General features: G+C 60.4%; 22 protein-coding genes and 1 tRNA gene. 15 read left to right on the top strand and 8 right to left on the bottom strand.

What is annotated here, in order from left to right; genetic code table 11:
* The first annotated feature begins 3 nt into the window (after nt 1-3).
* From apaG to HX824_RS07380, 7 genes are all read left to right on the top strand, one after another.
* The gene (apaG, locus tag HX824_RS07350; RefSeq protein WP_003210996.1) at nt 4-384 is read left to right on the top strand and encodes a Co2+/Mg2+ efflux protein ApaG; all 381 of its coding nucleotides are present in this window, start codon (nt 4-6) and stop codon (nt 382-384) included.
* A complete protein-coding gene (locus HX824_RS07355; protein ID WP_008434419.1) occupies nt 384-1,235 on the top strand; it encodes a symmetrical bis(5'-nucleosyl)-tetraphosphatase in 852 nt (283 codons plus the stop codon). The genes apaG and HX824_RS07355 overlap by 1 nt, the downstream gene beginning before the upstream one ends.
* 33 nt (nt 1,236-1,268) lie before the next feature.
* Nucleotides 1,269-1,598: a thiosulfate sulfurtransferase GlpE gene (glpE, locus tag HX824_RS07360; RefSeq protein WP_008434417.1), complete on the top strand. Its 330-nt coding sequence runs from the start codon at nt 1,269-1,271 to the stop codon at nt 1,596-1,598.
* Nucleotides 1,599-1,883: 285 nt separating this feature from the next.
* Nucleotides 1,884-3,806 carry a PrkA family serine protein kinase gene (locus HX824_RS07365; RefSeq protein WP_003210999.1) on the top strand — a complete coding sequence of 641 codons (1,923 nt, stop codon included), beginning with the start codon at nt 1,884-1,886 and terminating at the stop codon, nt 3,804-3,806.
* Nucleotides 3,807-3,932: 126 nt separating this feature from the next.
* Nucleotides 3,933-5,204, top strand: a complete 1,272-nt coding sequence (locus HX824_RS07370) for a YeaH/YhbH family protein (RefSeq protein WP_003211000.1) — start codon at nt 3,933-3,935, stop codon at nt 5,202-5,204.
* Nucleotides 5,201-6,763, top strand: a complete 1,563-nt coding sequence (locus HX824_RS07375) for a SpoVR family protein (protein ID WP_102370017.1) — start codon at nt 5,201-5,203, stop codon at nt 6,761-6,763. Before HX824_RS07370 ends, HX824_RS07375 begins: the two co-directional genes overlap by 4 nt.
* Nucleotides 6,764-6,826: 63 nt before the next feature.
* Nucleotides 6,827-8,062, top strand: coding sequence for a multifunctional CCA addition/repair protein (locus HX824_RS07380; protein WP_177054393.1), 1,236 nt, complete (start codon nt 6,827-6,829; stop codon nt 8,060-8,062).
* On the opposite strand, the gene folK is transcribed toward HX824_RS07380, so the two are convergent.
* Nucleotides 8,032-8,550 carry a 2-amino-4-hydroxy-6-hydroxymethyldihydropteridine diphosphokinase gene (gene folK / locus HX824_RS07385; protein WP_177035238.1) on the bottom strand — a complete coding sequence of 173 codons (519 nt, stop codon included), beginning with the start codon at nt 8,548-8,550 and terminating at the stop codon, nt 8,032-8,034. The two genes, HX824_RS07380 and folK, sit on opposite strands and share 31 nt — an antisense overlap.
* Nucleotides 8,541-8,894 (bottom strand): dihydroneopterin aldolase, encoded by a 354-nt coding sequence (gene folB, locus HX824_RS07390; protein WP_003211007.1) that lies wholly within the window; start codon nt 8,892-8,894, stop codon nt 8,541-8,543. The genes folK and folB overlap by 10 nt, the downstream gene beginning before the upstream one ends.
* Nucleotides 8,895-8,968: 74 nt before the next feature.
* On the opposite strand from folB, the gene plsY reads away from it, so the two are divergent.
* Nucleotides 8,969-9,538: a glycerol-3-phosphate 1-O-acyltransferase PlsY gene (plsY, locus tag HX824_RS07395; RefSeq protein WP_087694725.1), complete on the top strand. Its 570-nt coding sequence runs from the start codon at nt 8,969-8,971 to the stop codon at nt 9,536-9,538.
* Nucleotides 9,539-9,571: 33 nt separating this feature from the next.
* Here the strand turns inward: plsY and tsaD are convergent, their stop codons facing one another.
* Nucleotides 9,572-10,597, bottom strand: a complete 1,026-nt coding sequence (tsaD, locus tag HX824_RS07400) for a tRNA (adenosine(37)-N6)-threonylcarbamoyltransferase complex transferase subunit TsaD (RefSeq protein ID WP_177020662.1) — start codon at nt 10,595-10,597, stop codon at nt 9,572-9,574.
* A 203-nt stretch (nt 10,598-10,800) separates the two neighbouring features.
* Between tsaD and rpsU the strand changes: the two genes are divergently transcribed.
* The 6 genes from rpsU (at nt 10,801) to HX824_RS07430 (ending at nt 19,954) form a co-directional block, all read left to right on the top strand.
* Nucleotides 10,801-11,016, top strand: a complete 216-nt coding sequence (rpsU, locus tag HX824_RS07405; protein WP_002551877.1) for a 30S ribosomal protein S21 — start codon at nt 10,801-10,803, stop codon at nt 11,014-11,016.
* 445 nt (nt 11,017-11,461) lie between these two features.
* Nucleotides 11,462-13,423: a DNA primase gene (dnaG, locus tag HX824_RS07410; protein WP_003211012.1), complete on the top strand. Its 1,962-nt coding sequence runs from the start codon at nt 11,462-11,464 to the stop codon at nt 13,421-13,423.
* 67 nt (nt 13,424-13,490) lie between these two features.
* Complete coding sequence (gene rpoD / locus HX824_RS07415; protein ID WP_003211014.1) at nt 13,491-15,341, top strand: RNA polymerase sigma factor RpoD; 1,851 nt, start codon at nt 13,491-13,493, stop codon at nt 15,339-15,341.
* A gap of 120 nt (nt 15,342-15,461) precedes the next feature.
* On the top strand, nt 15,462-19,205 hold the full coding sequence (locus HX824_RS07420) for a bifunctional diguanylate cyclase/phosphodiesterase (protein WP_177054394.1): 3,744 nt from the start codon (nt 15,462-15,464) through the stop codon (nt 19,203-19,205).
* 15 nt (nt 19,206-19,220) lie between these two features.
* Nucleotides 19,221-19,297 (top strand) — tRNA-Ile (locus tag HX824_RS07425).
* A 147-nt stretch (nt 19,298-19,444) separates the two neighbouring features.
* On the top strand, nt 19,445-19,954 hold the full coding sequence (locus HX824_RS07430) for a cupin domain-containing protein (RefSeq protein ID WP_177054395.1): 510 nt from the start codon (nt 19,445-19,447) through the stop codon (nt 19,952-19,954).
* A 92-nt stretch (nt 19,955-20,046) separates the two neighbouring features.
* On the opposite strand, the gene HX824_RS07435 is transcribed toward HX824_RS07430, so the two are convergent.
* The 4 genes from HX824_RS07435 to HX824_RS07450 form a co-directional block, all read right to left on the bottom strand.
* Nucleotides 20,047-20,448, bottom strand: coding sequence for a type II toxin-antitoxin system HicB family antitoxin (locus HX824_RS07435; protein ID WP_003211020.1), 402 nt, complete (start codon nt 20,446-20,448; stop codon nt 20,047-20,049).
* Between the two features lie 55 nt (nt 20,449-20,503).
* Nucleotides 20,504-20,686 (bottom strand): type II toxin-antitoxin system HicA family toxin, encoded by a 183-nt coding sequence (locus tag HX824_RS07440; RefSeq protein ID WP_003211022.1) that lies wholly within the window; start codon nt 20,684-20,686, stop codon nt 20,504-20,506.
* A 185-nt stretch (nt 20,687-20,871) separates the two neighbouring features.
* The gene (locus tag HX824_RS07445; RefSeq protein WP_177054396.1) at nt 20,872-22,125 is read right to left on the bottom strand and encodes an amidase; all 1,254 of its coding nucleotides are present in this window, start codon (nt 22,123-22,125) and stop codon (nt 20,872-20,874) included.
* 10 nt (nt 22,126-22,135) lie between these two features.
* Nucleotides 22,136-22,561, bottom strand: a complete 426-nt coding sequence (locus HX824_RS07450) for a VOC family protein (protein WP_003211024.1) — start codon at nt 22,559-22,561, stop codon at nt 22,136-22,138.
* A 113-nt stretch (nt 22,562-22,674) separates the two neighbouring features.
* On the opposite strand from HX824_RS07450, the gene HX824_RS07455 reads away from it, so the two are divergent.
* A complete protein-coding gene (locus tag HX824_RS07455; protein ID WP_003211026.1) occupies nt 22,675-23,541 on the top strand; it encodes a LysR family transcriptional regulator in 867 nt (288 codons plus the stop codon).
* Between the two features lie 42 nt (nt 23,542-23,583).
* On the opposite strand, the gene HX824_RS07460 is transcribed toward HX824_RS07455, so the two are convergent.
* Nucleotides 23,584-25,944 (bottom strand): glucose/quinate/shikimate family membrane-bound PQQ-dependent dehydrogenase, encoded by a 2,361-nt coding sequence (locus tag HX824_RS07460; RefSeq protein WP_177054397.1) that lies wholly within the window; start codon nt 25,942-25,944, stop codon nt 23,584-23,586.
* Between the last annotated feature and the right edge of the window lie 19 nt (nt 25,945-25,963).

A 25,963-nucleotide genomic window follows, 5' to 3' on the forward strand; every position in this document is an offset into this window, starting at 1 on the left:
TGCATGTCCGATCCTCGTTATCAGATCGACGTCAGCGTCGTCACCCGCTTTCTGGCGGAACAATCGCAACCCGAGCAGAACCGCTTTGCGTTCGCCTACACCATTACCGTGCAAAACAACGGCGAGCTGCCTGCCAAGCTGCTGTCGCGCCACTGGGTCATCACCGACGGTGACGGCCAGGTCGAGGAAGTACGCGGCGCCGGCGTGGTCGGCCAACAACCGCTGATCGCCCCAGGCAAGAGCCACACCTACAGCAGCGGCACTGTCATGACCTCCCGTGTCGGCAACATGCAAGGCAGCTACCAGATGCTCGCCGACGACGGCAAACACTTCGACGCCATCATCGCCCCGTTCCGCCTCGCGGTGCCTGGAGCCCTGCACTGATGGCGACGTATGCCGTCGGCGACCTGCAAGGCTGCCTGGAACCGCTCAAGTGCCTGCTCGAGCGTGTGGCCTTTGACCCGGCCAAGGATCGCCTGTGGCTGGTGGGCGACCTGGTCAACCGTGGCCCGCAATCCCTGGAAACCCTGCGCTTCCTTTATGGCATGCGCGACTCCCTGGTGTGCGTACTGGGCAACCATGACCTGCACTTGCTGGCCGCCGGCAATAACATCGAGCGTCTGAAAAAGGGCGATACCCTGCGGGAAATCCTCGAAGCGCCGGATCGCACCGAGCTGCTTGACTGGCTGCGCCGGCAAAAACTCATGCACTACGACGAGAGCCGCGACACCGCCTTGGTGCATGCCGGCATTCCACCCCAGTGGACGCTGAAGAAAGCCCTCAAGTGCGCGAGTGAAGTCGAAGCAGCCCTGGCCGATGACAACCTGTACACCGCTTACCTGGATGGCATGTACGGCAACGAACCCGTTAAGTGGGACAACGAACTGACCGGCGTCGCGCGCCTGCGGGTGATCACCAACTACTTCACCCGCATGCGTTTCTGCACCGCCGAAGGCAAGCTGGACCTCAAGAGCAAGGAAGGCGCCGACACTGCGCTGCCCGGCTACAAGCCCTGGTTCGCCCACAAGGAGCGCAAGACCCGTGAAACGAAGATCATCTTCGGCCACTGGGCAGCCCTGGAAGGCAAATGCGATGAACCCGGTGTATTCGCCCTCGACACCGGCTGCGTGTGGGGCGGCGCGATGACCCTGATGAATGTCGACACCGGCGAGCGCTCGAGCTGCCAGTGCGACTCGCCCATTCCCGAACAACTGCAGGCCACGGCAAAGCGCTGAGCCGCGCTTTCATACAGGCCAAAGGAGCCCGCCATGACTGAATTCAAACGTATCCCTCCCGAGCAAGCCCAGGCCCTGCGCGAGCAAGGCGCGGTGGTTGTAGACATCCGCGACCAGCCAACCTACAACGCTGCCCACATCAGTGGTGCCCAGCACCTGGACAACCACAACATCGCCGACTTCATCCGCGCCGCCGACCTCGACGCGCCGGTCATCGTCGCGTGCTACCACGGCAACTCCAGCCAAAGCGCGGCCGCCTACCTGGTGAGCCAGGGTTTCTCCGACGTCTATAGCCTCGACGGTGGCTTTGAGCTATGGCGTGCGACCTATCCTGCAGAAATTGCCGCAGGCGACGCGCAATAATTTTTTTCAAACCCCGCTACCCCGCGTGACGCTTGGCCTCGCGCCGTTTCTGACGAACGGCGCGGCCAAACTAATTTCGTATCGCGCCTTGACCTCCCGGATTCCGAACTATCCTTAAGCGCAGGCCATCCAAAACAGGGGAGAGCCGGTACACCGGCGTGCGGGTCATCGGTAGCGTTTCAGGGTGTTCTGGGGGGAAAACGGCCATTGGTGTCCACCAATGGCTGCCAGCATCGACTGATTGATCCGGCGTCGGCTCCACGTATCGAGCGAGGTGACGACGTCATGAGTATTTTTAGCCACTTCCAACAACGCTTCGAGTCCACCCGCCAGGAAGAGCTCTCGCTTCAGGAGTATCTCGAACTGTGCAAAAAGGACCGCAGCGCCTACGCGTCTGCCGCTGAACGCCTGCTGTTGGCGATCGGCGAGCCGGAGCTGGTGGACACCGCAGCCAATTCGCGCTTGTCGCGGATTTTCTCGAACAAGGTGATCCGTCGCTACCCGGCCTTTGAAGACTTCCACGGTATGGAAGAATGCATTGACCAGATCGTCTCGTATTTCCGCCATGCCGCCCAAGGCCTGGAAGAGAAGAAACAGATCCTCTACCTGCTCGGCCCCGTCGGCGGCGGCAAGTCGTCCCTGGCCGAGAAGCTCAAACAACTGATCGAGAAGGTGCCGTTCTACGCCATCAAAGGCTCACCGGTGTTCGAGTCGCCCCTGGGGCTGTTCAATGCCACGGAAGATGGCGCGATCCTCGAAGAAGACTTCGGCATTCCACGGCGCTATCTCAATACCATCATGTCGCCCTGGGCGACCAAGCGCCTGGCCGAGTTCGGCGGCGACATCAGCCAGTTCCGGGTGGTGAAGCTCTATCCCTCGATCCTCAACCAGATTGCCGTGGCCAAGACCGAACCGGGTGACGAGAACAACCAGGACATCTCGGCACTGGTGGGCAAGGTCGATATCCGCAAACTCGAAGAATTCCCGCAGAACGACGCCGATGCCTACAGCTACTCGGGCGCACTGTGCCGGGCCAACCAGGGCCTGATGGAGTTCGTGGAGATGTTCAAGGCACCGATCAAGGTGCTGCACCCACTGCTTACCGCCACCCAGGAAGGTAACTACAACAGCACCGAAGGCCTGGGGGCGATTCCATTCACCGGGATCCTGCTGGCCCACTCCAACGAATCGGAATGGCACACCTTCCGCAACAACAAGAACAACGAAGCCTTCATCGACCGGATCTACATCGTCAAGGTGCCGTACTGCCTGCGGGTCAGCGATGAAATCAAGATCTACGACAAGCTGCTGTTCAACAGCTCCCTGGCCAAGGCCCATTGCGCGCCTGACACCCTGAAGATGCTGGCCCAGTTCACCGTGTTGTCGCGCCTCAAGGAGCCGGAAAACTCCAACATCTACTCGAAGATGCGGGTGTATGACGGCGAAAACCTCAAGGACACCGATCCGAAGGCCAAGTCGATCCAGGAATACCGCGACACCGCCGGCGTGGATGAGGGCATGAACGGCCTGTCGACACGTTTTGCGTTCAAGATCCTGTCCAAGGTCTTCAACTTCGACCCGCACGAAATCGCCGCCAACCCGGTGCACCTGCTCTACGTGCTGGAACAGCAGATCGAACAGGAACAATTCCAGGCTGAAACCCGCGAGCGCTATCTGCGCTTCCTCAAGGAATACCTGGCACCGCGCTACATCGAGTTCATCGGCAAGGAAATCCAGACCGCGTATCTGGAGTCCTACAGCGAATACGGCCAGAACATCTTCGACCGCTATGTGCTGTACGCAGACTTCTGGATCCAGGACCAGGAATACCGCGACCCGGAAACCGGCGAGATTCTCAACCGCGTAGCCCTCAACGAGGAACTGGAAAAGATCGAAAAACCCGCCGGCATCAGCAATCCGAAGGATTTCCGCAACGAAATCGTCAACTTCGTGCTGCGCGCCCGGGCCAACAACAACGGCAAGAACCCTACCTGGCTCAGCTACGAGAAGCTGCGGGTGGTCATCGAGAAGAAAATGTTCTCCAACACCGAGGATCTGCTGCCGGTCATCAGCTTCAACGCCAAGGCCAGCAAGGAGGATCAGCAAAAACACAACGACTTCGTCACTCGCATGGTCGAGCGTGGCTACACCGACAAACAGGTACGACTGCTCTCCGAGTGGTACTTGCGGGTCCGCAAATCGCAGTAAGGCAGCGACAAGCGTGTAATGCCAGGCTCCCGGTGCGCCGGACAGCCTGGCAATCGACCGCTTGTCTTTAAGCTTCCAGCTTGCCGCTTGAAGCTTGTAACTTGAAGCTGCCCGGAGGGCTCCTACATGAGCTATGTGATCGACCGACGTCTCAATGGCAAGAACAAGAGCACGGTAAACCGCCAGCGGTTCCTGCGGCGTTACCGTGACCACATCAAAAAGGCCGTCGAAGAGGCCGTCAGCCGCCGTTCCATCACCGATATGGAGCATGGCGAACAGATCAGCATCCCCGGACGCGACATCGATGAACCGGTGCTGCACCACGGCCGGGGCGGCAAACAGACCGTCGTGCATCCCGGCAACAAGGAATTCACCAGCGGCGAACATATCCAGCGGCCCCAGGGCGGCGCGGGCGGCAAAGGCCCGGGCAAGGCCGGTAACTCCGGCGAAGGCATGGATGAGTTCGTGTTCCAGATCACCCAGGAAGAGTTCCTGGAGTTCATGTTCGAAGACCTGGAACTGCCCAACCTGGTCAAACGCAACCTGACCGGTACCGACACCTTCAAGACCGTGCGTGCCGGGATCAGCAACGAAGGCAACCCGTCACGGATCAACATCATCCGCACCCTGCGCTCGGCCCATGCGCGACGTATCGCCTTGTCTGGCAGCAGCCGGGCAAAACTGCGGGACGCCAAGGCGGAACTGGAACGCCTGAAACGCGAAGAGCCGGACAACTTCGGCGATATCCAGGAAATTGAAGCCGAAATCGCCAAACTCAGCGCGCGAATCCATCGCGTGCCGTTTCTCGATACCTTCGACCTGAAGTACAACCTGCTGGTCAAGCAACCCAATCCCAGTTCCAAGGCGGTGATGTTCTGCCTGATGGACGTGTCCGGCTCCATGACCCAGGCGACCAAGGACATCGCCAAGCGCTTCTTCATCCTGCTGTACCTGTTTCTCAAGCGTAACTACGACAAGATCGATGTGGTGTTCATCCGCCATCACACCAGCGCCAGGGAAGTCGACGAGGAGGAATTCTTCTACTCGCGGGAAACCGGCGGCACCATCGTCTCCAGCGCCTTGAAGCTGATGCAGGAAATCATGGCCGAACGCTATCCGGCCAACGAGTGGAACATCTACGCCGCCCAGGCTTCCGACGGCGACAACTGGAACGACGACTCGCCGATCTGCCGCGACATCCTGATCAACCAGATCATGCCGTTCGTGCAGTACTACACCTACGTCGAAATCACCCCGCGCGAGCATCAGGCCCTGTGGTTCGAATACGAGCGCATCAGCGAAGCCTTCGCTGACACCTTCGCCCAGCAACAATTGGTCTCGGCCGGCGATATCTATCCGGTCTTCCGTGAACTCTTCCAGCGCAGGTTAGTGACATGACCGCCAAAGAGCATAAGCGCCAACCCATATCCACGGGGTCCGAATGGACCTTCGAACTCATCCAGGCCTATGACCGGGAAATCAGCCGCATCGCGGCGGGTTATGCCCTGGATACCTACCCCAACCAGATCGAAGTGATCACCGCCGAACAGATGATGGATGCCTATGCGTCCGTGGGCATGCCCCTGGGCTATCACCACTGGTCCTACGGCAAACACTTCCTCAGCACTGAAAAGTCCTACACCCGCGGCCAGATGGGCCTGGCCTACGAAATCGTCATCAACTCCGACCCGTGCATCGCCTACCTGATGGAAGAAAACACCATCTGCATGCAGGCACTGGTGGTGGCCCACGCGTGCTACGGGCATAACAGCTTCTTCAAGGGTAACTACCTGTTCCGCACCTGGACCGATGCCAGCTCGATCATCGATTACCTGGTATTCGCCAAGCAATACATCATGCAGTGCGAGGAGCGCCACGGCATCGACGCGGTGGAAGACCTGCTGGACTCCTGCCATGCCCTGATGAACTACGGCGTCGACCGCTACAAACGCCCGTATCCGATTTCCGCCGAAGAAGAACGGCTGCGCCAGAAGGACCGTGAAGAGCATCTGCAAAAGCAGATCAACGACCTGTGGCGCACCATTCCCAAACGCGCCGGCAAGAACAACGACAAGGACAATGCGCGCTTCCCCGCCGAACCTCAGGAAAACATCCTGTATTTCATCGAAAAGCACGCGCCATTGCTGGAGCCCTGGCAGCGGGAAATCGTGCGGATCGTGCGCAAGATCGCCCAGTATTTCTACCCACAACGCCAGACCCAGGTGATGAACGAAGGCTGGGCCACGTTCTGGCACTACACCCTGATGAACGACCTGTATGACGAAGGCCTGGTCACCGACGGTTTCATGATGGAGTTCCTGACGTCCCACACCAGCGTGGTCTTCCAGCCGGGCTTCGACAGCCCCTACTACAGCGGTATCAACCCGTATGCATTGGGCTTTGCGATGTACCGCGATATCCGGCGCATGTGCGAGCACCCCACCGAAGAAGACCGCCGCTGGTTCCCGGAGATTGCCGGCAGCGATTGGTTGTCGACCATCAAGTTCGCCATGAGCAGCTTCAAGGATGAGAGCTTCATCCTGCAGTACCTGTCCCCCCAGGTGATTCGAGACCTCAAGCTGTTCAGCATCATGGACGACGACCTCAAGGACGATTTGCTGGTGCCCGCCATTCATGACGAGCCGGGCTATCGCACCATCCGCGAAACCCTCGCGGCGCAGTACAACCTGGGCAACCGCGAACCCAATGTGCAGATCTACAGCATCGACGTACGCGGCGACCGCTCGCTGACCCTGCGCCACCAGCAGCACGACCGCAAACCGCTGGGAGAGTCCACTGAGGAGGTTCTCAAGCACCTGCACCGGCTGTGGGGGTTCGATATCCACCTGGAAACGCTGCAAGGCGACCAGGTGATGAAAACCCACCACGTTCCGCCGCGTAACGAGCACAGCGACAACGATTACGGGCGCCTGGACCTGGCAGTCGTGCATCTGTGAAACGGCAAAGCCTCCATTGGCGGGCCGCAGGCGTTATCCTGTGCCGCTAATGGAGGCTTTTTCATGCAAATCTACAAAGTCGGTGGTGCGGTACGTGATCGCCTGCTGGGCATCCCCGTTACCGATATCGACCGTGTCGTAGTCGGCGCTACCACTGAAGAAATGCTCGCCCTGGGCTACAAGCCTGTGGGTTCGGACTTCCCGGTATTTCTTGACCCGAAAAATGGTGACGAGTACGCCCTCGCCCGCACGGAGCGCAAGAGCGGCCGGGGTTATGGCGGCTTTGTGTTTCACGCCAGCCCCGACGTTACCCTGGAAGAAGACCTGATCCGCCGCGACCTGACCATCAACGCCATGGCCGAGGATGACGCGGGCAACCTGACCGACCCTTATCACGGCCAGCAAGATCTGGACGCACACATTCTGCGTCACGTTTCCCCGGCGTTTGCCGAAGATCCACTGCGTGTCCTGCGCGTTGCCCGCTTTGCCGCGCGCTATGCCGGCCTCGGCTTTACGGTAGCGCCCGAAACCCTGGAACTGATGCGCGAACTCAGCGCGTCAGGCGAACTGGAAGCCTTGACGCCCGAACGCAGCTGGAAGGAGATTTCCCGCGCATTGATGGAAAACCAGCCACAGGTGTTTATCCAGGTGCTGCGCGATTGCGGCGCCCTGAAAACCCTGATGCCGGAAATCGACGCACTGTTTGGCGTGCCGCAACCCGAGGCCCATCACCCCGAAATCGATACCGGCGTGCACACATTGAGCGTGCTGGAACAGGCAGCCATCCATGCCCAACCGTTGACCGTCCGCTGGGCCTGCCTGCTGCACGATCTGGGCAAGGGGCTCACGCCTGTGGATAAGTTGCCGCAGCACATCGCTCATGAGCAACGCGGCGTGAAGCTGATCAAGGCGATGAACGAACGCTTCAAGGTGCCAAGGGATTCCCAGGAGTTGGCGTTGCTGGTGGGCGAATATCACACCCACGGCCACCGCGCACTGGAGCTGAGGCCCTCGACATTGCTGGAGTTGCTGCAAAGCTTCGACGTTTACCGTCGCCCGCAACGCTTTGAAGAGTTTGTGGTGGCATGCGAGATGGACGCCCGCGGGCGCAAGGGCCTTGAGCAGAGAAGTTATCCACAAGCAGATTATTTGCGCGGTGCGGCGCTGGCGGCCAGAGGTGTGGCCGTCGCACCGCTACTGGAACAAGGCTACAAAGGTCCCGAACTGGGCGAAGCGCTGAAACGCGAACGGCTCAAGGCGCTAAAAGCCTACAAGAGCGAGTCCGGCGTCAACAGCTGATCCCGCCATTCGAACGCGACCGGCGCCAGTACCTGGTCAATGTGTGCATCCTGCCACAGCGCGGCAAATGACTTGCCCACCTCAGGATGCACACGCTGCGGCGCCATCAACGACAGCGGCCACAGCACAAACGCGTTCTTCAGGATTTCGGCCCGGGGTAGGATCAGGCCATCGAAGTTACCCACCAGCTCGCCATACAGCAGCACGTCGATGTCCAGCGGCAAGCCCTTGCGATCCGGGGCGTAGCGGCCATTGTCGGCCTCGATGAATTTCAGCCGGCGGTCCAGCTCCATCAACGGCAGGTCGGTATACGCCGACACCACCAGATTGAAGAATGGCCCGCTCTTGATGCCCACAGGCTGGCTTTCAAACACCGGCGAACAGCGCATCTGCGTCAGGAAACCCGCCAGCGCATCAAGGCCAGCGTGCAAATGGGCCTCACGCTCGATGTTACTGCCAAGACCAAGGTAAACCTGAGTTAGCGACATCCGCGCTCGATCTCCACGCCCACACCCTTGGCGGCCGGTACGGCGCCGGGCTTGGTCAGTTTGAGGTGCAGCCAGGGAATCTGGAACTCACTCATCAACACTTCAGCCAGGCGCTCGGCGAAGGTTTCCACCAGCTGGAATTGCGCCTGCTCGGCAAAGGCCTGGATCCGTGCGGACACGCTGGCGTAATCCAGCGCCAGGGTCAGGTCATCACCGGCAGCGGCCGGGCGGTTATCCCAGGCGAAGCTCAGGTCCAGACGCAGGCATTGCCGGATACCGCGCTCCCAGTCGTAGGCCCCGATCACGGTGTCGACTTCCAGACCTTCGATAAACACTCTGTCCAAGCACTCTTCTCCGCTGCACGACAAGGGCGCGATGCCCCGTTAGAATCAGGGCGTCCTCGCCCGGAATAGTTAGCATGTTTTGGTTACTGGCGACTTTCGCCTACCTGCTCGGCTCGCTGTCCTTCGCCATTTTGCTCAGCCGCCTGACGGGAAATCCCGACCCGCGAATGAGTGGCTCAGGCAATGCCGGCGCCACCAATATGTTGCGCCTGGCCGGCAAGAAACTCGCCGTACTCACGCTGTTCGGCGACGTCTGCAAGGGCCTGCTGCCGGTGCTGATCGCCGATCTCGCCGGGCTCTCGCTGCAACAGCAAGCCTGGATCGGCGTCTGCGCGGTGCTCGGCCACCTGTTCCCGCTGTACTTTCGCTTTCGCGGCGGCAAAGGCGTTGCGACGGCGGCCGGCATGCTGCTGGGGATCTACCCACCGGCGGCGCTGCTGGCCATCCTGGCCTGGCTGCTGACGTTCTACCTGACACGCACCAGCTCGCTGGCCGCCCTCATCGCCACGCCCCTGACCCTGCCGTTGCTGGCGTGGCAGGAACCGGAGGCGCTGGTGCCGATGAGCGTGCTCACGCTGCTGATCGTCTGGCGCCACCGGGGCAATTTACGCGACCTGTTTGCCGGGCGCGAACGGCATTTTTAAATACGCCCGGTGAACCCGGCTCACGTTCGCCCGTTACAGCGGCGGCAACTGCTCCATCGGCCAGCGCGCCTGCACGCTGATTGCCAGGCTTTCATGCTGCCCGGCCTGCAAACGCTGGCAACCGGCATAGGCGATCATCGCACCGTTATCGGTGCAGAATTCGGGACGCGCATAAAACACGTCGCCCTTCATGTCGCCGAGCATTTTCTCCAGGGAGCTGCGCAGCGCCTTGTTCGCGCTGACGCCGCCCGCGATCACCAGGCGCTTCATGCCCGCCTGCTTCAGGGCCCGCTTGCACTTGATGGTCAAAGTCTCCACCACGGCCTGCTGGAACGCCAGCGAGATGTCGCAACGGGCTTGCTCACTGTCGTCTCCGGCGCTGACGCTCTGCTGCCAGGTGTTCAGGGCAGAGGTTTTCAGGCCGCTGAAACTGAACATCAGGCCAGGGCGATCGCACATCGGGCGCGGGAAGGTATAGCGCCCCGGAACGCCTTTTTCTGCCAAGCGGGCGATTTCCGGGCCGCCCGGATAATTAAGGCCCATCATCTTCGCAGTCTTGTCGAAAGCTTCACCGGCAGCGTCGTCCAGGCTTTCGCCCAGCAGCGTGTATTGACCGATTCCGTCGACCTGAACCAGCTGCGTATGGCCGCCTGAAACCAACAAAGCGACGAACGGGAACCCTGGCGGGTTTTCTTCCAGCATCGGTGCCAGTAAATGGCCTTCCATGTGGTGCACACCAAGGGCCGGAATGCCCCAGGCAAATGCCAGCGCCTGGGCGCAAGAGGCCCCAACCAGCAGGGCTCCGACCAATCCGGGGCCTGCGGTATAGGCAATGGCGTCGATCTCGGTCGGCACGCAGCCGGCCTCGTCCAACACCTGGCGAATCAATGGCAGCATGCGTTTCACATGATCACGGCTGGCCAGCTCCGGCACCACGCCGCCATAGGCGCGATGCAGGTCGATCTGACTGAACAGTGCGTCGGCCAAAAGCCCGCGTTCACTGTCGTAAAGTGCGACACCGGTTTCGTCGCACGAGGTTTCTAATCCCAGAACTAGCATGGGTTTGCGCCTTGTAGAGGCTGAATTCGAAGGCGCGCATAATAGTCGCCACTCCCCCTCCCGACTAGCGGTTTTCGATCAGAGGCTTTGCATTCCGGGCAATGAGGGGTTAACATCCGCAACCCTTAAAAACCGACGACCTCAGCCGCGAATTTTTTGCGACGAGAACGTTGATTCCCGGTAATGAAAGAAGGTAGCTCTGGATGCCAGCCGTCAAAGTAAAAGAGAACGAACCCTTCGACGTAGCTCTGCGTCGTTTCAAGCGCTCCTGCGAAAAAGCCGGTGTTCTGGCTGAAGTTCGTAGCCGCGAATTTTACGAGAAGCCAACTTCTGAGCGTAAGCGTAAAGCAGCAGCCGCTGTTAAGCGTCACGCCAAGAAAGTTCAGCGCGAGCAGCGCCGCGCCGTTCGTCTGTACTAATACACAGACGTTCGTAGCAAGCTTCTGCCAAGCCCGGCCCTCAGCCGGGCTGTTGGCATTTGCGGATATCGCTTGATGCTTCACCGTTGACGCCGCACACGCGACTGAAACGAACTGCTTCACACGTCAGGACTGGCTCTTTTGCCAGCGGTGCACGTCTCTTCTGACGAGCCTAACAAGGCTACTGACGAGCACACTTATTTTTTAACAGGCGATCAACAGGTCGGCTGCGCCCACCGATGAGCTTCCGAGGCCCCCACATGGCCAAGACCGGACTCCCGGGCAACATTTCTACGCCGGGCACTGATCGGAACTAACGTCAGTGAATGTTCGGCAGATACACTTCCTGACAGACCAAGCAGACGACAGTAGATCGAGCCGCACAACACGCGCGCCTTGAGCACTTTGCGGGCCCTCTTTTACACGCAGTGATGACGAGAACGCCATGGCCGGGCTAATTCCCCAGAGCTTTATTGACGACCTTCTGAACCGCACCGACATCGTCGATGTTGTCAGCTCGCGCCTGCAGATGAAAAAGGCCGGCAAGAACTACACCGCCTGCTGCCCGTTCCACAAGGAAAAGACTCCGTCGTTCAGCGTCAGCCCCGACAAGCAGTTCTACTACTGCTTCGGCTGCGGCGCTGGCGGCAACGCCCTCGGCTTCATCATGGACCACGACAACCTGGACTTCCCCCAGGCCGTCGAGGAACTGGCGAAAGCCGCCGGCATGGAAATCCCCCGCGAAGAAAGTGGCCGCCCGCACAAACCGCGGCAACCCACCGATTCGCCGCTGTACCCGCTGCTTACCGCTGCTGCCGACTTTTACCGCCAGGCACTGAAAAGCCACCCGCAGCGCAAAGCCGCCGTCGATTACCTCAAGGGCCGCGGCCTGACCGGGGAAATCGCCCGCGACTTCGGCCTCGGCTTCGCCCCGCCGGGCTGGGACAACCTGTACAAGCACCTGAGCAGCGACACCCTGCAGCAAAAAGCCATGATCGACGCCGGCCTGTTGGTGGAAAACGCCGAGACCGGCAAGCGTTATGACCGTTTCCGCGACCGCGTGATGTTCCCTATCCGCGACAGCCGCGGCCGCATCATCGCGTTCGGCGGCCGGGTGCTGGGGGACGACAAGCCCAAATACCTGAACTCACCGGAAACCCCGGTGTTTCATAAAGGCCAGGAACTCTACGGCCTGTTTGAGGCGCGCAAGAACAACCGCAACCTCGACGAAATCATCGTGGTTGAAGGCTATATGGACGTGATTGCCCTGGCCCAGCAAGGTTTGCGCAACGCCGTGGCGACCCTGGGCACCGCGACCAGCGAAGAGCACTTGAAGCGCCTGTTTCGCGTGGTGCCCAACGTACTGTTCTGCTTCGACGGCGACCAGGCCGGCCGCAACGCAGCGTGGCGTGCCCTTGAGTCGACCCTGTCGAGCCTGCAGGACGGGCGGCGCGCACGCTTCCTGTTCCTGCCCGAAGGTGAAGACCCGGACACCCTGGTCCGCTCCGAAGGCACCGACGCGTTCCGCGCGCGCATCAACCAACACGCACAACCGCTGGCCGATTACTTTTTCCAGCAACTGACCGAAGAGTCCGACCCGCGCTCCCTCGAAGGCAAGGCCCACATGGTCACCCTCGCGGCCCCGCTGATCGACAAGGTTCCGGGCGCCAACCTGCGCACCCTGATGCGCCAGCGCCTGCTGGAAATCACCGGCTTGAGTGGCGAGGCCGTCAGCCAGCTGGCCCGCAGCGCGCCGCAAGAGGCGCCGCCGGCCTACGACCCGGGCATGGATTACGACGCCATGCCGGACTATTCCGACTTCCACCAACCGCAGGAGGCCTACACGCCCCAGCAGGAGTGGACACCGAAGAAACCCGGCGCCGGCGGCAAGAAATGGGACAAGAAACCCTGGGACAAAAACGGCAAACGTGGCGGTGACCGTGACGAACCGCGCGGCCCACGCGTCCCAGCAGCAGTAGAGCCGCCCACCATGGCAGCCCTGCGTACACTTTTGCACCACCCGCAACTGGCACAAAAAGTCGAGGATGCGGGGCACTTTGCGGCCGAAGACCACACCAATACGCAACTGTTGGTGGCCCTGCTCGAAGCCGTACAGAAGAATCCTAAGCTAAACTCATTCCAGCTGATTGCACGCTGGCACGGCACCGAACAGGGCCGTTTGCTGAAGGCATTGGCAGAAAAGGAATGGCTGATTGATGGCGATAACCTTGAACAACAGTTTTTCGACACCATTACTAGCTTGGTAGCTCGTCAACGCGAGCGAAACCTGGAACAACTTCTTCGAAAAGCGCGTCAGAGTGAATTGACCGCCGAAGAGAAAAATCAACTGCGCGACCTTTTAAGTCGCAATGTTTCCGCATCAAACCCGACCTCAGCTGGCGTGTGAGGTCATAGCTCGGGTATAATCCTCGGCTTGTTTTTTGCCCGCCAAGACCTTCAGTGGATAGGGTGTTATGTCCGGAAAAGCGCAACAGCAGTCTCGTATCAAAGAGTTGATCACCCTTGGTCGTGAGCAGAAGTATCTGACTTACGCAGAGGTCAACGACCACCTGCCTGAGGATATTTCAGATCCAGAGCAGGTGGAAGACATCATCCGCATGATTAATGACATGGGGATCCCCGTACACGAGAGTGCTCCGGATGCGGACGCCCTTATGTTGGCCGACGCCGATACCGACGAGGCAGCCGCTGAAGAAGCAGCCGCCGCGTTGGCAGCGGTCGAGACCGACATCGGTCGCACGACTGACCCTGTGCGCATGTATATGCGCGAAATGGGTACGGTAGAGCTGCTGACACGTGAAGGCGAAATCGAAATCGCCAAGCGTATCGAAGAGGGCATCCGTGAAGTGATGGGCGCAATCGCGCACTTCCCAGGCACGGTTGACCACATTCTCTCCGAGTACACTCGCGTCACCACCGAAGGTGGCCGCCTGTCCGACGTCCTGAGCGGTTATATCGACCCGGACGACGGCATTGCGCCACCTGCGGCTGAAATTCCGCCACCGATCGATGCCAAGGCTGCGAAAGCAGACGACGACACCGACGACGACGAAGCTGAAGCCAGCACTGATGACGAAGAAGAAGTCGAAAGCGGTCCGGATCCGATCATCGCAGCGCAGCGCTTTGGCGCGGTCTCCGATCAGATGGAACTGGCTCGCAAGGCCCTGAAGAAGCACGGTCGCGGCAGCAAGCAGGCAACTGCTGAATTGCTGGCCCTGGCTGAACTCTTCATGCCGATCAAACTGGTACCGAAGCAATTCGAAGGCCTGGTTGAGCGGGTTCGTAGCGCCCTTGAGCGTCTGCGTGCACAAGAGCGTGCGATCATGCAGCTCTGTGTCCGTGATGCGCGCATGCCGCGTGCCGACTTCCTGCGCCAGTTCCCGGGCAACGAAGTCGACGAAAGCTGGACCGACGCACTGGCCAAAGGCAAAAGCAAATACGCTGAAGCCATTGGTCGCTTCCAGGCCGACATCGTTCGTTGCCAGCAGAAGCTGACTGCATTGCAGACCGAAACCGGTCTGACGATTGCCGAGATCAAGGACATCAACCGTCGCATGTCGATCGGTGAGGCCAAGGCCCGCCGCGCGAAGAAAGAGATGGTTGAAGCGAACTTGCGTCTGGTGATCTCCATCGCCAAGAAGTACACCAACCGTGGCCTGCAATTCCTCGATCTGATCCAGGAAGGCAACATCGGCTTGATGAAAGCGGTGGACAAGTTCGAATACCGTCGCGGCTACAAGTTCTCGACTTATGCCACCTGGTGGATCCGTCAGGCGATCACTCGCTCGATCGCCGACCAGGCCCGCACCATCCGTATTCCGGTGCACATGATCGAGACGATCAACAAGCTCAACCGTATTTCCCGGCAGATGTTGCAGGAAATGGGTCGCGAACCGACCCCGGAAGAGTTGGGCGAACGCATGGAAATGCCTGAGGATAAAATCCGCAAGGTATTGAAGATCGCTAAAGAGCCGATCTCCATGGAAACCCCGATCGGTGATGACGAAGACTCCCATCTGGGTGACTTCATCGAAGACTCGACCATGCAGTCGCCAATCGATGTTGCTACCGTTGAGAGCCTGAAAGAAGCGACTCGCGACGTACTGTCCGGCCTCACTGCCCGTGAAGCCAAGGTACTGCGCATGCGCTTCGGCATCGACATGAATACCGACCACACCCTTGAGGAGGTTGGTAAGCAGTTCGACGTTACCCGCGAGCGGATTCGTCAGATCGAAGCCAAGGCGCTGCGCAAGCTGCGCCACCCGACGAGAAGCGAGCATTTGCGCTCCTTCCTCGACGAGTGATCACAAAAACCCCGGCCCAGGCCGGGGTTTTTGCTTCTACAGATTAAATCCTCGCTGCCTCCCCTCCCCCGCAATGCCCGTCTACACTCGAAACATTCCCCGTGCCATAACGAGACCGTTATGCCCAGATTGCCGACCGTGTTACTGCTGTCGCTGCTGACCTGGACCGCAACGGCTGGCGCGTTGACTCTCACCGATGAAGAGCGTGGCTGGCTGGCGGACCACCAAGAGTTGCGCCTGGGCGTCGACGCCTCTTGGCCACCCTTTGAATACCGCGATGAAGACGGTCGCTACCAGGGCCTGGCCGCTGATTATGTGCGGCTGATGCAGGATCGCCTTGGCGTCAGGATCAAACTGATCGAGCCGGTGAACTGGAGCGCCGTGCTGGAACAGGCCCGCAACAACCAGCTCGACCTGCTGCCGGGCATCATGTCCACACCGGAACGCCAGGGTTTCCTGTCGTTTACCCGGCCTTATCTCGACTTCCCCATCGTCATCCTCGCCCACGAAGGCGGCCCGCAACCACGCAGCCTCAAAGACCTGTACGGGTTGAAGGTGGCCGTGGTGGAAAACTACGCGCCCCATGAACTGCTGCGCACTCACCACCCGGACCTCAACCTGGTGGCCATGCCCAATGTCAGCGCTACGCTGCAGGCCCTGGCCACCGACAAGGTCGACGCCGTAGTGGGCGATCTGGCGTCCAGCGTGTGGAGCCTGCGTCAACTCAAGCTGGAAGGCCTGTACATCAGCGGCGAAACGCCTTACCGCTATCAGTTGGCCATGGGCGTACCCAAGGACGACAAGATGCTGGTGGGCATCCTCGATAAAGTCCTGGCCGACATCAGCCCGTCTGAGACCGAGGCCATCCAGCAGCGCTGGGTCGGCAACGTCATCGACCACCGCACGCTCTGGACGGATGTGCTGCTCTACGGGTTGCCTGCCGTGCTGTTGCTGAGCATCGTGCTGGCCGTGGTTATTCGGATCAATCGTCGGCTCAGCTCGGAAATTTCCCGCCGGGTCGCCCTCGAACAGGAACTGCGCAGCAGCGAATACCACTATCGCGGCCTGGTGGAGAGCCTTTCCGCGATCGCCTGGGAAGCCAGCATCAGCGATTTCACCTACAGCTACGTGTCGCCCCACGCCGAGGAACTGCTGGGTTACCCCCGTGCCCACTGGCTGATCCCGGGCTTCTGGCGCAACATCATCCACCCCGCGGACCTGACCCGCACCGAATCCTATTGCTACGCCGAAACCCGGGCCAACCGCGACCACAGTGTCGACTACCGGGTGATCACCGCCGATGGACGCTGCCTGTGGGTGCGGGACATCGTCAGCCTGATCGAACACGGCCACGAGCCCGTGCTGCGCGGCCTGATGATCGACATCAGCGAAGCCAAGCGCACCGAGGAAGCGTTGCAGCTTTCGGAACAGAAATTCGCCTCTGTGTTCCAGCAATGCCCGGACATCCTGGTCATCGCCCGGCTGTCGGACGGCTGCCTGATGGAGGTCAATAAGGCATTCGAAGACCAGATCGGCCTGAGCGCCGAAGCAGTCGTAGGAAAAACCGCCACTGAACTGAATATCTGGGGCATCCAGGGCGTAGGCCCCGGCCTGCTGCAACGGGTACAGACCACCAGCATCCGCAACCTGGAAATGCCCTTCCTGCGCAGCAACGGCCAGGCCTTCACCGGACTGATCTCCGCCGAACCCTTTCAACTGGATACCACCGAAGCTCTGGTCGTGGTGGTGCGTGACATCACCCAGCTGAAAGAAACCCAGCAGCGGCTGCAAACCTCCGAAGAGAAATTCGCCAAGGCCTTCCATGCCTCTCCCGACGGCCTGCTGTTGTCCCGCCAAAGCGACGGTTTGCTGATTGAGGTCAACGAAGGATTCAGCCGTATTACCGGCTTCAACAGCGTGATGTCGCTGGACCAGTCAACCCTGGACCTCGGGATCTGGGTCGACCTGAACGAACGCAAAGACATGCTGGAGCGGCTGCAACGGGATGGATTTGTCCGCGACTTTGTCTGCCACATCCGCCGCAGCGACGGCGAAATTCGCCTGTGTGAAGTCTCCAGCCGCCCGCTGCCCATCGGCGACGACGACTGCATGCTGACCATCGCCCGGGACATCACCGAACGCCAACTGATGCAGGAAAAACTGCAACAGGCCGCCACCGTGTTCGAGAGCACGGCCGAAGGCGTACTGATCACCGACACCCGACAAAATATCAGCGCCGTGAACCGCGCCTTCAGCGAGATCACCGGCTACAGCGAAGCCGAGGCCCTTGGCCAAACCCCGCGCCTGCTTGCCTCGGGCCTGCACGACAGCGCCTTCTACGCGGCCATGTGGCACCAACTGACGGCCAACGGCCACTGGCAAGGCGAGATCTCCAACCGGCGCAAGAGCGGCGAGCTGTACCCCAGCTGGCTGACCATCAGCGCCGTGCGCAACCGCGAGGAGTCGATCACCCACTTCGTCGCCGTGTTTGCCGACATCTCCAGCCTCAAGCACGCCCAGGCGCGCCTCGATTACCAGGCCCACCACGACCCGCTGACCGGCCTGCCCAACCGCACCCTGTTTGAAAGCCGCCTGCAAGCCGCCCTCAACAACCAACAGGAAACCGGCAGCCAGGGCGCCGTGCTGTTCCTCGACCTCGACCGTTTCAAACACATCAACGACAGCCTCGGCCACCCGATTGGCGACCTGCTGCTCAAGGACATCGCCGTTCGCCTCAAGGACCAACTGCGAGACGTCGACACCGTCGCCCGCCTGGGCGGTGACGAATTCATCATCCTGCTGCCCGGCCTGCAACAAGCCAGCGACGCCGAACACCTGGCCAATAAGCTGCTGGCCTGCTTCACCCCACCGTTCCAGGCGGGCGAGCATGAGTTCTTCATCAGCGCCAGCATCGGCACCAGCCTGTACCCACGGGACGGCAACGACGTCGCCACCCTGGTCAAAAACGCCGACGCCGCCATGTACCGCTCCAAGGCCAAAGGCCGCAACCGCGTCGAAAGCTACACCCAGGACCTCACCGCGCAAGCCAACGAACGCGTGGCCCTGGAACACGAACTGCGCCGAGCGATCGAGCGCGACGAATTGTCTCTCTATTACCAGCCGAAACTCAGCCTCGACACCCAACAACTGATCGGCGCCGAAGCCCTGATTCGCTGGCGCCACCCCACCTTCGGCGAAGTGCCGCCCGAGCACTTCATTGCCCTGGCCGAAGAGAACGGCATGATCCTGCAGATTGGCGACTGGGTACTGGAGCAGGCCTGCCGACAGATGCACGACTGGCGAGAAATTTTTGATGACTTCGGCCCGCTGTCCGTCAACCTCGCCGGCGCGCAACTGCGCCACCCCAACCTGCTGGCGCGCATCGAGCAACTGCTGCGGGACAACCGCCTGGAGCCTGGCTGCCTGCAACTGGAGATCACCGAAAACTTCATCATGAGCCAGGCCGAAGAAGCGCTGGAGGTGCTGCACCAGCTCAAGCATCTGGGCGTGCAACTGGCCATTGATGACTTCGGCACCGGCTATTCGTCCCTCAGCTACCTGAAACGCCTGCCGCTGGACTTCCTGAAGATCGACCAATCCTTCGTCCGCGGCCTGCCCGATGACCCACACGATGCGGCGATCGTGCGCGCCATTATTGCCCTGGGGCACAGCATGCAATTCACCATCATTGCCGAAGGTGTGGAAACGCCGGCCCAGCAAGCGTTTCTGGCGGCTGAAGGTTGTGAGCAGATGCAAGGCTATATCGTCAGCCTGCCGCTGCCGCCGGACCTTTTCGCCGCTACTTTCCTTCATATGAGCGTTTCGGACTTTTCGGATGGCACAGCGAAGAAACCATCGCTATAATCCGCGGCCTACTGAGGGCCTATAGCTCAGTTGGTTAGAGCAGGGGACTCATAATCCCTTGGTCGTAGGTTCGAGTCCTACTGGGCCCACCATCTTGAAAGCCGCGCATTGCGCGGCTTTGTCGTTTCTGGCGCGCGTGAGTCGTGCAGCAATGAAACATTAGTTAGTTGTCCCGAACGGCTACGGCACTGACCATGATTCCCAGTCAACGCCAATTCAGCACGAGGGAAACTTGTTCCATGCATCAGCAAAAACGCTCGCCGCGCAACGCAATCCACGGCCTGGGCATACGTGCCACAGCCGCCGTCGCAATCACCCTCGCCACCTTGAGCGGCGCACAAGCCGCCCCCGCAGCCACTGACTCCATCAAGGCATTCAAGCTGTGCACGGGCGCCGACAACAACTCCCACGTACTGGAAGGCACTATCGACCAGAGCACGCGCAACGACGTGACTGCCATTCACTTCAAGCAAACCCCGGCGCACGCCTCGTATGGCTGGCATAACGACCCGGAGCCACAGTACGTCATGACGCTGTCCGGCACCCTGGCGTTCGTGACACGCGGCGGTGAGAAGTTCACGTTGCATCCGGGTGAAGTACTGATCGCCGAAGACAATACCGGCACCGGGCACCGCTGGAATCTGGTGGACGATCAACCGTGGCGGCGAGGGTACGTGGTGCTGAAGCCGGGCGCGCCGGATTCATTTATCCCGAACGATCCTGCGGCTGCGAAGGTGTGCAAGGGGTAGTAGTCTCGCTGATCACACCTCCTCGAAAAAAAGAAAGACTTACGCTTTGCGGTGTAAGCCTTTTTTGTACTGCGTGCTCTACCGGCCCGTTATCAAACGGAAAGTTCGCGCAAAGCCGCCGTCGCCAGGAACCCAGAGCGCGAGGCATAGCGATGGTCTTTTTGCACTCGCTCATCGATACGATTCAAAAGTTGCTCAGGCAGTGAGGCGTTGAACCTGACTGACTTGCCCAGGTAAGGAGTGAGATCAAAGTCGATCACCGCCCACACGCCACCCGCAAAGTCCGGATTCTCCAAATGGACGTCGACCTCTCTAGCCTGAGGAAGCCGCTCCTCATCAGCAACCAATCCCTCGAGGTGCAGCGCTAAAGCTTCGCGGACATTATCCAGAGCTTCGGAAAAGGTTGTGCCCGCAGAAAAGCAACCTGGCACGTCCGGGACGGTCACGCTGTAATCTGAATCAGCGTCTTTGTGTATCACCACTGGAAATTTCATTTTTCCTCCTTTGAATGAGCCGCAGCGGGATCATTCACCACATAACCTACGGTCATCACTTCAGGCCTGCTGATTTCAAAATGCTGTGCAAGGTCCCCTTGGCTATCTCTGATTTAGGATGAGGAACCGTCACCCGGCCGGGCTTGGTTGAGTGCTTGAATTGATGGTGACTGCCTTTCGCCGCCACCTCAAACCATCCATCCGCCATCAGCAAGTCAATTACCTCTCTGCTTCTCATCGCGCCCGCTCCACAGTGTGTATCTTACACACCGAAGGTATCCTGCAGCATCTTTTATACACACAGGACACACCAATGAAAAAAGCCCGCTCATTTCTGAACGGGCTCATGCGAAGAATATGATGACGACGCCTATCGCCGCTTCGCCAGCGAACTAATGTCAGTTTTTGTGCCTTGACTGACTCTCAGCTTACCAACGCATTAACAATGACTTGCGCCGTACCTAGCAACGGCGCATCCCCTCTAAACGCCCCAATTACCTGCAACCCCACCGGCAACTCCCCTTCCCCACGCATCACCGGTACATTCACCTGCGGCAAGCCAAACGCGCCCCAGAACTTGATGAAGTCCGACGGGCCCGTGGTCGCCAACCCCACCGGCGCCAGCATCCCGCAGGAAACACTCAACATCGCATCAAAGGGCTGGCAGATTTGCGCAAGCTGCGGGGCCAGTTGTACCAAGCGGGCCTTGGCTGCCGACTCCTGCTCCCAACTCGTCGTCTGGGCGCGCTCGATCATGGCCAACGTCGAGTCGCTGAGTAGTTCGGGATGAGACTGAAACTCCTTGGCCAATGAACGGGCACCTTCGCAATCGTTGATCAACTGGTGATCGTCGAATACTCCGTCGAACGCTTCAGGCAACACGACCTCACTGACAAGAGGCCCCAACCGTGCAACCGCTCGTTCAATAGCCTCGGCCACCAACGGCTGCACATCCGACCAGCGAGAGGTACGGCAGAAACCAAGCCGCAAGGGCCGACGCCCCGCCTCAACAGCCGGAAACCCAGGGATCAACACCCGCGCCACCCGCTCAAGATCACGCACCGAACGGCCATACCAACCCACGGTATCGAAGCTCGGCGCCAGGGGTTTCACGCCTTCTAGCGAGACCAGTCCAAACGACGGTTTGAAGGCATACAACCCGCAATAAGCGGCTGGCTTGAGCAGCGACCCAGCCGTCTGGGTACCCAACGCCAACGGGAAAAACCCGGCCGCCATCCCCGCCGCGGAACCCGCGCTGGAGCTACCCGGCGTGCGGGACAGATCGAGCGGATTACGCGTCGGCCCTGTGTGCATGTAGGCAAATTCGGTGGTGTGGGTCTTGCCCATGATGATCGCGCCCGCCTGTCGTAGCAGCGTCACCACATGGGCATCCCGCGATGGACGATTACCCAGGTAAATCGGCGAATAGAATTCCGTTGGGTGGTCGGCGGTATCAAAGATGTCCTTGACCCCCACGGGCAAGCCCGCCAGCGGACCGGAACAGCCTTCAAGCTGCAACGCCTGCTCGCGCACCGCCTCAGCGTCGAAGGATACAAACGCCTGGATATCTGGTTCGTCGACACCTATGCGCGCAAGAAAGTGTTCAGCAACCAAAGCCGGCGTAATCGCCCCCGAACCCACCGCCTCGGCGATGCCCGTTGCATCCAGGCCATTCATCAAAGCGCCCTCACTTGGCAAACAACTGCCCAATGTCCTTGAACGCCTTGAACTCCAACGCGTTGCCGCACGGGTCAAACAGAAACAACGTCGCCTGCTCGCCCACCTGGCCTTTGAAACGAATATGCGGTTCCAACACAAACTGGGTATTGCGCGCCTGCAAACGCTCCGCCAGCGCATGCCAATCATCCCAGCTCAGCACCACGCCAAAATGCGGCACCGGCACGTCGTGACCGTCTACCGCATTGGTGTGCGCCGCCTCTTGAGAAGCGGTTTTCGGATGCTCATGAATCACCAATTGATGCCCGAAGAAGTCGAAGTCGACCCAGTGATCACTGGCACGTCCCTCCTCCAACCCAAACACCTCGCCATAAAACTGCCGCGCTGCCGCCAGGTCGAATACCGGAATTGCCAGGTGAAAAGGAGCCAGTGCCATCAGGTTTAACCTCTATGGGTATTAAGTCCTTGCGAGTCTAGCCTTGCCGTAACCGATGGAAAGACGATAGTTTTCGCATCGAGCTCAAATTATTTCGATCAATCGAGACGCCCATGCTGCGGGAACTGAAAACCTTTATCGCCGTTACCCGCCATGGCACGTTCGCCGCAGCGGGCATGCATATCGGGCTGACACAATCGGCGGTGAGTGCGCAGATCCGTCAGTTGGAGCAGGTGCTCGGCGTGCAGTTGTTCGACCGAACCGGACGCCAGGCCACGCTGAACGCGGCGGGGATCCGCGCGCTGCCGCTGGCCAGGGAGATTCTCGAGACGTTCAACCGCATGGCTGTGCCGGTGGATGCCAATGAGTACAGGGGCGAGTTGAAGGTCGGCGCCATCACCACCGCCCAGACCGGCCTGCTGCCCCAGGCCCTGGTGCGTTTGCGCCAGGCGGCGCCGACGGTGGAGTGCAAGTTGGTGCCGGGAGTTTCCCTGGAGCTGCTCAGCCAGGTGGATGCAGGCGAACTCGACTCGGCGATCATCATTCGCCCACCCTTTGACTTGCCCAAGGAACTGCACGTGCAACTGCTGCGCAGGGAGCCGTTTGTGTTGATCGCGCCGCTGACGGTCGAGGGGGATGACCCGCTGCAACTGCTCGCCGCTCATCCTCACGTGCGCTACGACCGGGCTTCGTTTGGCGGGCGGCTGGTCAGTCGCTTCCTGCGGGATCAGCGGCTGGACGTGCAAGTGGCGCTGGAACTGGACGAGATTGAGGCGCTGGTCAAAATGGTCGAATGCGGCCTGGGCGTTTCACTGGTTCCCCACGCCGGACTATGGCTGGACCGATCCCCGCAGGTGCGTGTCATCCCGCTGGGCGAGCTGACCTTTAACCGGGAAATCATCTTGCTGAGCCGCTACAGCCAGCGCAACCTTCCGGTGCCACAACTCTTTGCCCGATGCCTGCTGGCAGACACGATCTAAGACGCAAAAAAAAGCCGCACATCCGTGCGGCTTTTTCACGCCCTATTTCTTGGGCAACGCGTAGGCAATCACATAATCCCCACGGTCCGGCGACTGTCGCGCGCCGCCAGCGGTGAGCACGATGTACTGCGTGCCGGTCTTGGGCGACACGTAGGTCATCGGCCCCGACTGGCTACCCACCGGCAGCCGTGATTTCCAGATCTCGTTGCCGTTGCCGGTGTCGAAAGCGCGCAGGTAGAAGTCCTGGGTGCCGGCGAAAAACAGCAAGCCGGACTGGGTGGCCAGGGACGCGCCGAGGGTCGGCATGCCGATTGGAATCGGCATGTGCATGCGGATGCCCAGCGGCCCGGTGTCTTCAACCGTGCCCACCGGCACTTGCCACATCAGCTTGTGGGTTTTCAGGTCGATGGCCGACAGGGTGCCGAACGGCGGCTTCTGACACGGAATGCCCGCCGCCGAGAGGAAGCGCTCGCGCATTGCACCGAATGGCGTACCTTCTTGCGGCACCACGCCCATTTCGATGCCACTGGCACCGGCGGCGATCTTGTCGCGCGGGATCATGTAGTTGGCCAAACCCAGGCGCATGTCGTTGACGAACATATAGTGGGTATTCGGGTCCACTGACACGCTGCCCCAGTTCATTCCGCCCAGGGAGCCCGGGAATTGCAGCGCGCGGTCCAGGCCTGGCGGCGTATAGACGCCCTGGTGGCGCATGCCCTTGAACTGGATGCGGCACATCAACTGGTCAAACGGCGTGGCGCCCCACATGTCGGATTCGGTCAGTTGCTGATTGCCGATCGAAGGCATGTCCACCGAAAACGGCTGGGTCGGCGAATAGCGTTCGCCGGGCACATTGCCCTGGGGCACCGGACGCTCTTCGACCCGGGCGATGGGCACGCCGGTTGCGCGGTTGAGCAGGAAGATTTCACCCTGCTTGGTGACTTGGGCCAGTGCCGGTTGCACGCCGCCGTTGCCATCCGGAATGTCGTAGAGCAGCGGCTGTGCCGGCAGGTCGAAGTCCCACAGGTCGTGGTGAGTGGTCTGGATGTGCCAGCGCACTTGGCCGGTCTTCACGTCGATGGCGACGATGGAGGAGCTCCACTTGTCGTCATAGGCGGTACGTTCACCGGCGAAGAAGTCCGGGGTGGCGTTACCGGTGGGCAGGTAGACTAGGCCGAGCTTGGCGTCGTAGGACATGGCCGACCATACGTTCGGCGTGCCACGGGTGTAGGTCTCTCCTGCAGGTGGGCGTTTGGTGGTGTTCGGGTTGCCCGGGTCCCAGGCCCACACCAGTTCGCCGCTGTGCACGTCAAAGGCGCGCACCACGCCTGGCGGTTCACCGGTGGAGAAGTTGTCCGCCACGCGTCCACCCACGATCACAACATTTCCCGCCACCAGTGGCGTCGAGGTTTGCTGGTAATAACCGGGCTTCACTTCGCCCATGTCGGTCTTCAGGTCGACGGTGCCGTGGTCGCCGAAGTCTTCGCAAGGCGCGCCGGTTTCAGCATTGATCGCAATCAACCGGGCATCGCCGGTCGGCAGAAACAGACGTTTCACACAGGCTTTGGCGCCGGCGGGTTGCTCGTTGGCACTGCTATCGAAATAACCCAGGCCACGGCAACGCTGCCAGTTGGGGCCGCTGCCCTGGGGGTCGAATTTCCAGCGTTGGGCACCGGTATCGGCGTCCAGGGAAAACACTTTGCCGTAGGCGGTGCACACGTAAACGCTGTCACCGATCTGCAGCGGGGTGTTCTGGTCTTCGGCACCGGCGCCATTGCTCTCGGGGATGTCGCCGGTGTGGAAGGTCCAGGCCACCTGCAACTTGTCGATGTTGCCTTTGTTGATCTGGTCCAGCGCGGCAAACCGATTGCCGGCGGTGGTGTTGCCCCAGTGGGCCCAGTCTTTTTGCTCGGTGCCCGGCGTTACCGCAGTCACCGCAGGCTCACTGCTGGCCTTGACCACGTGGGTCGGTACAAACATGTACGCCAGGGTGGCGACCACGCCCAGGCCCAGCAGCCCGGCAACGCCATAGGCGCCGCGCCCGGGTGTCGATCCGGAAGCGCGGGCGAGCTGGGGATAAATCAGCGCGACTACCAGGCCGATGACGGCGAAGGTCAGGACTCGCGAAACCAACGGCCAGTATTCCAGACCGGTATCCCACACCGCCCAGATCGCAGTCAGCACCAATGCCACGGCGTACAGCCATGCTCCCTGAGGCCGGCGCTTGGCGATCAGCACACCAGAGACCAGCATCGCCAGGCCCATCAGCAGGAAATACCAACTGCCGCCCAGCACTACGAGGTAACCGCCGCCACCTGCCAAACCCAGGCCGATCAAGGCGATCAGCAGGCCCAGCCCAACCAGCAACCATCTGCTGCCGGTGGCAGCCCCAAAGTTATTCATCGCGCAAACGTCCTTCCTG

The organism is Pseudomonas sp. D4002 (assembly GCF_013385665.1).
GTDB lineage: Bacteria > Pseudomonadota > Gammaproteobacteria > Pseudomonadales > Pseudomonadaceae > Aquipseudomonas.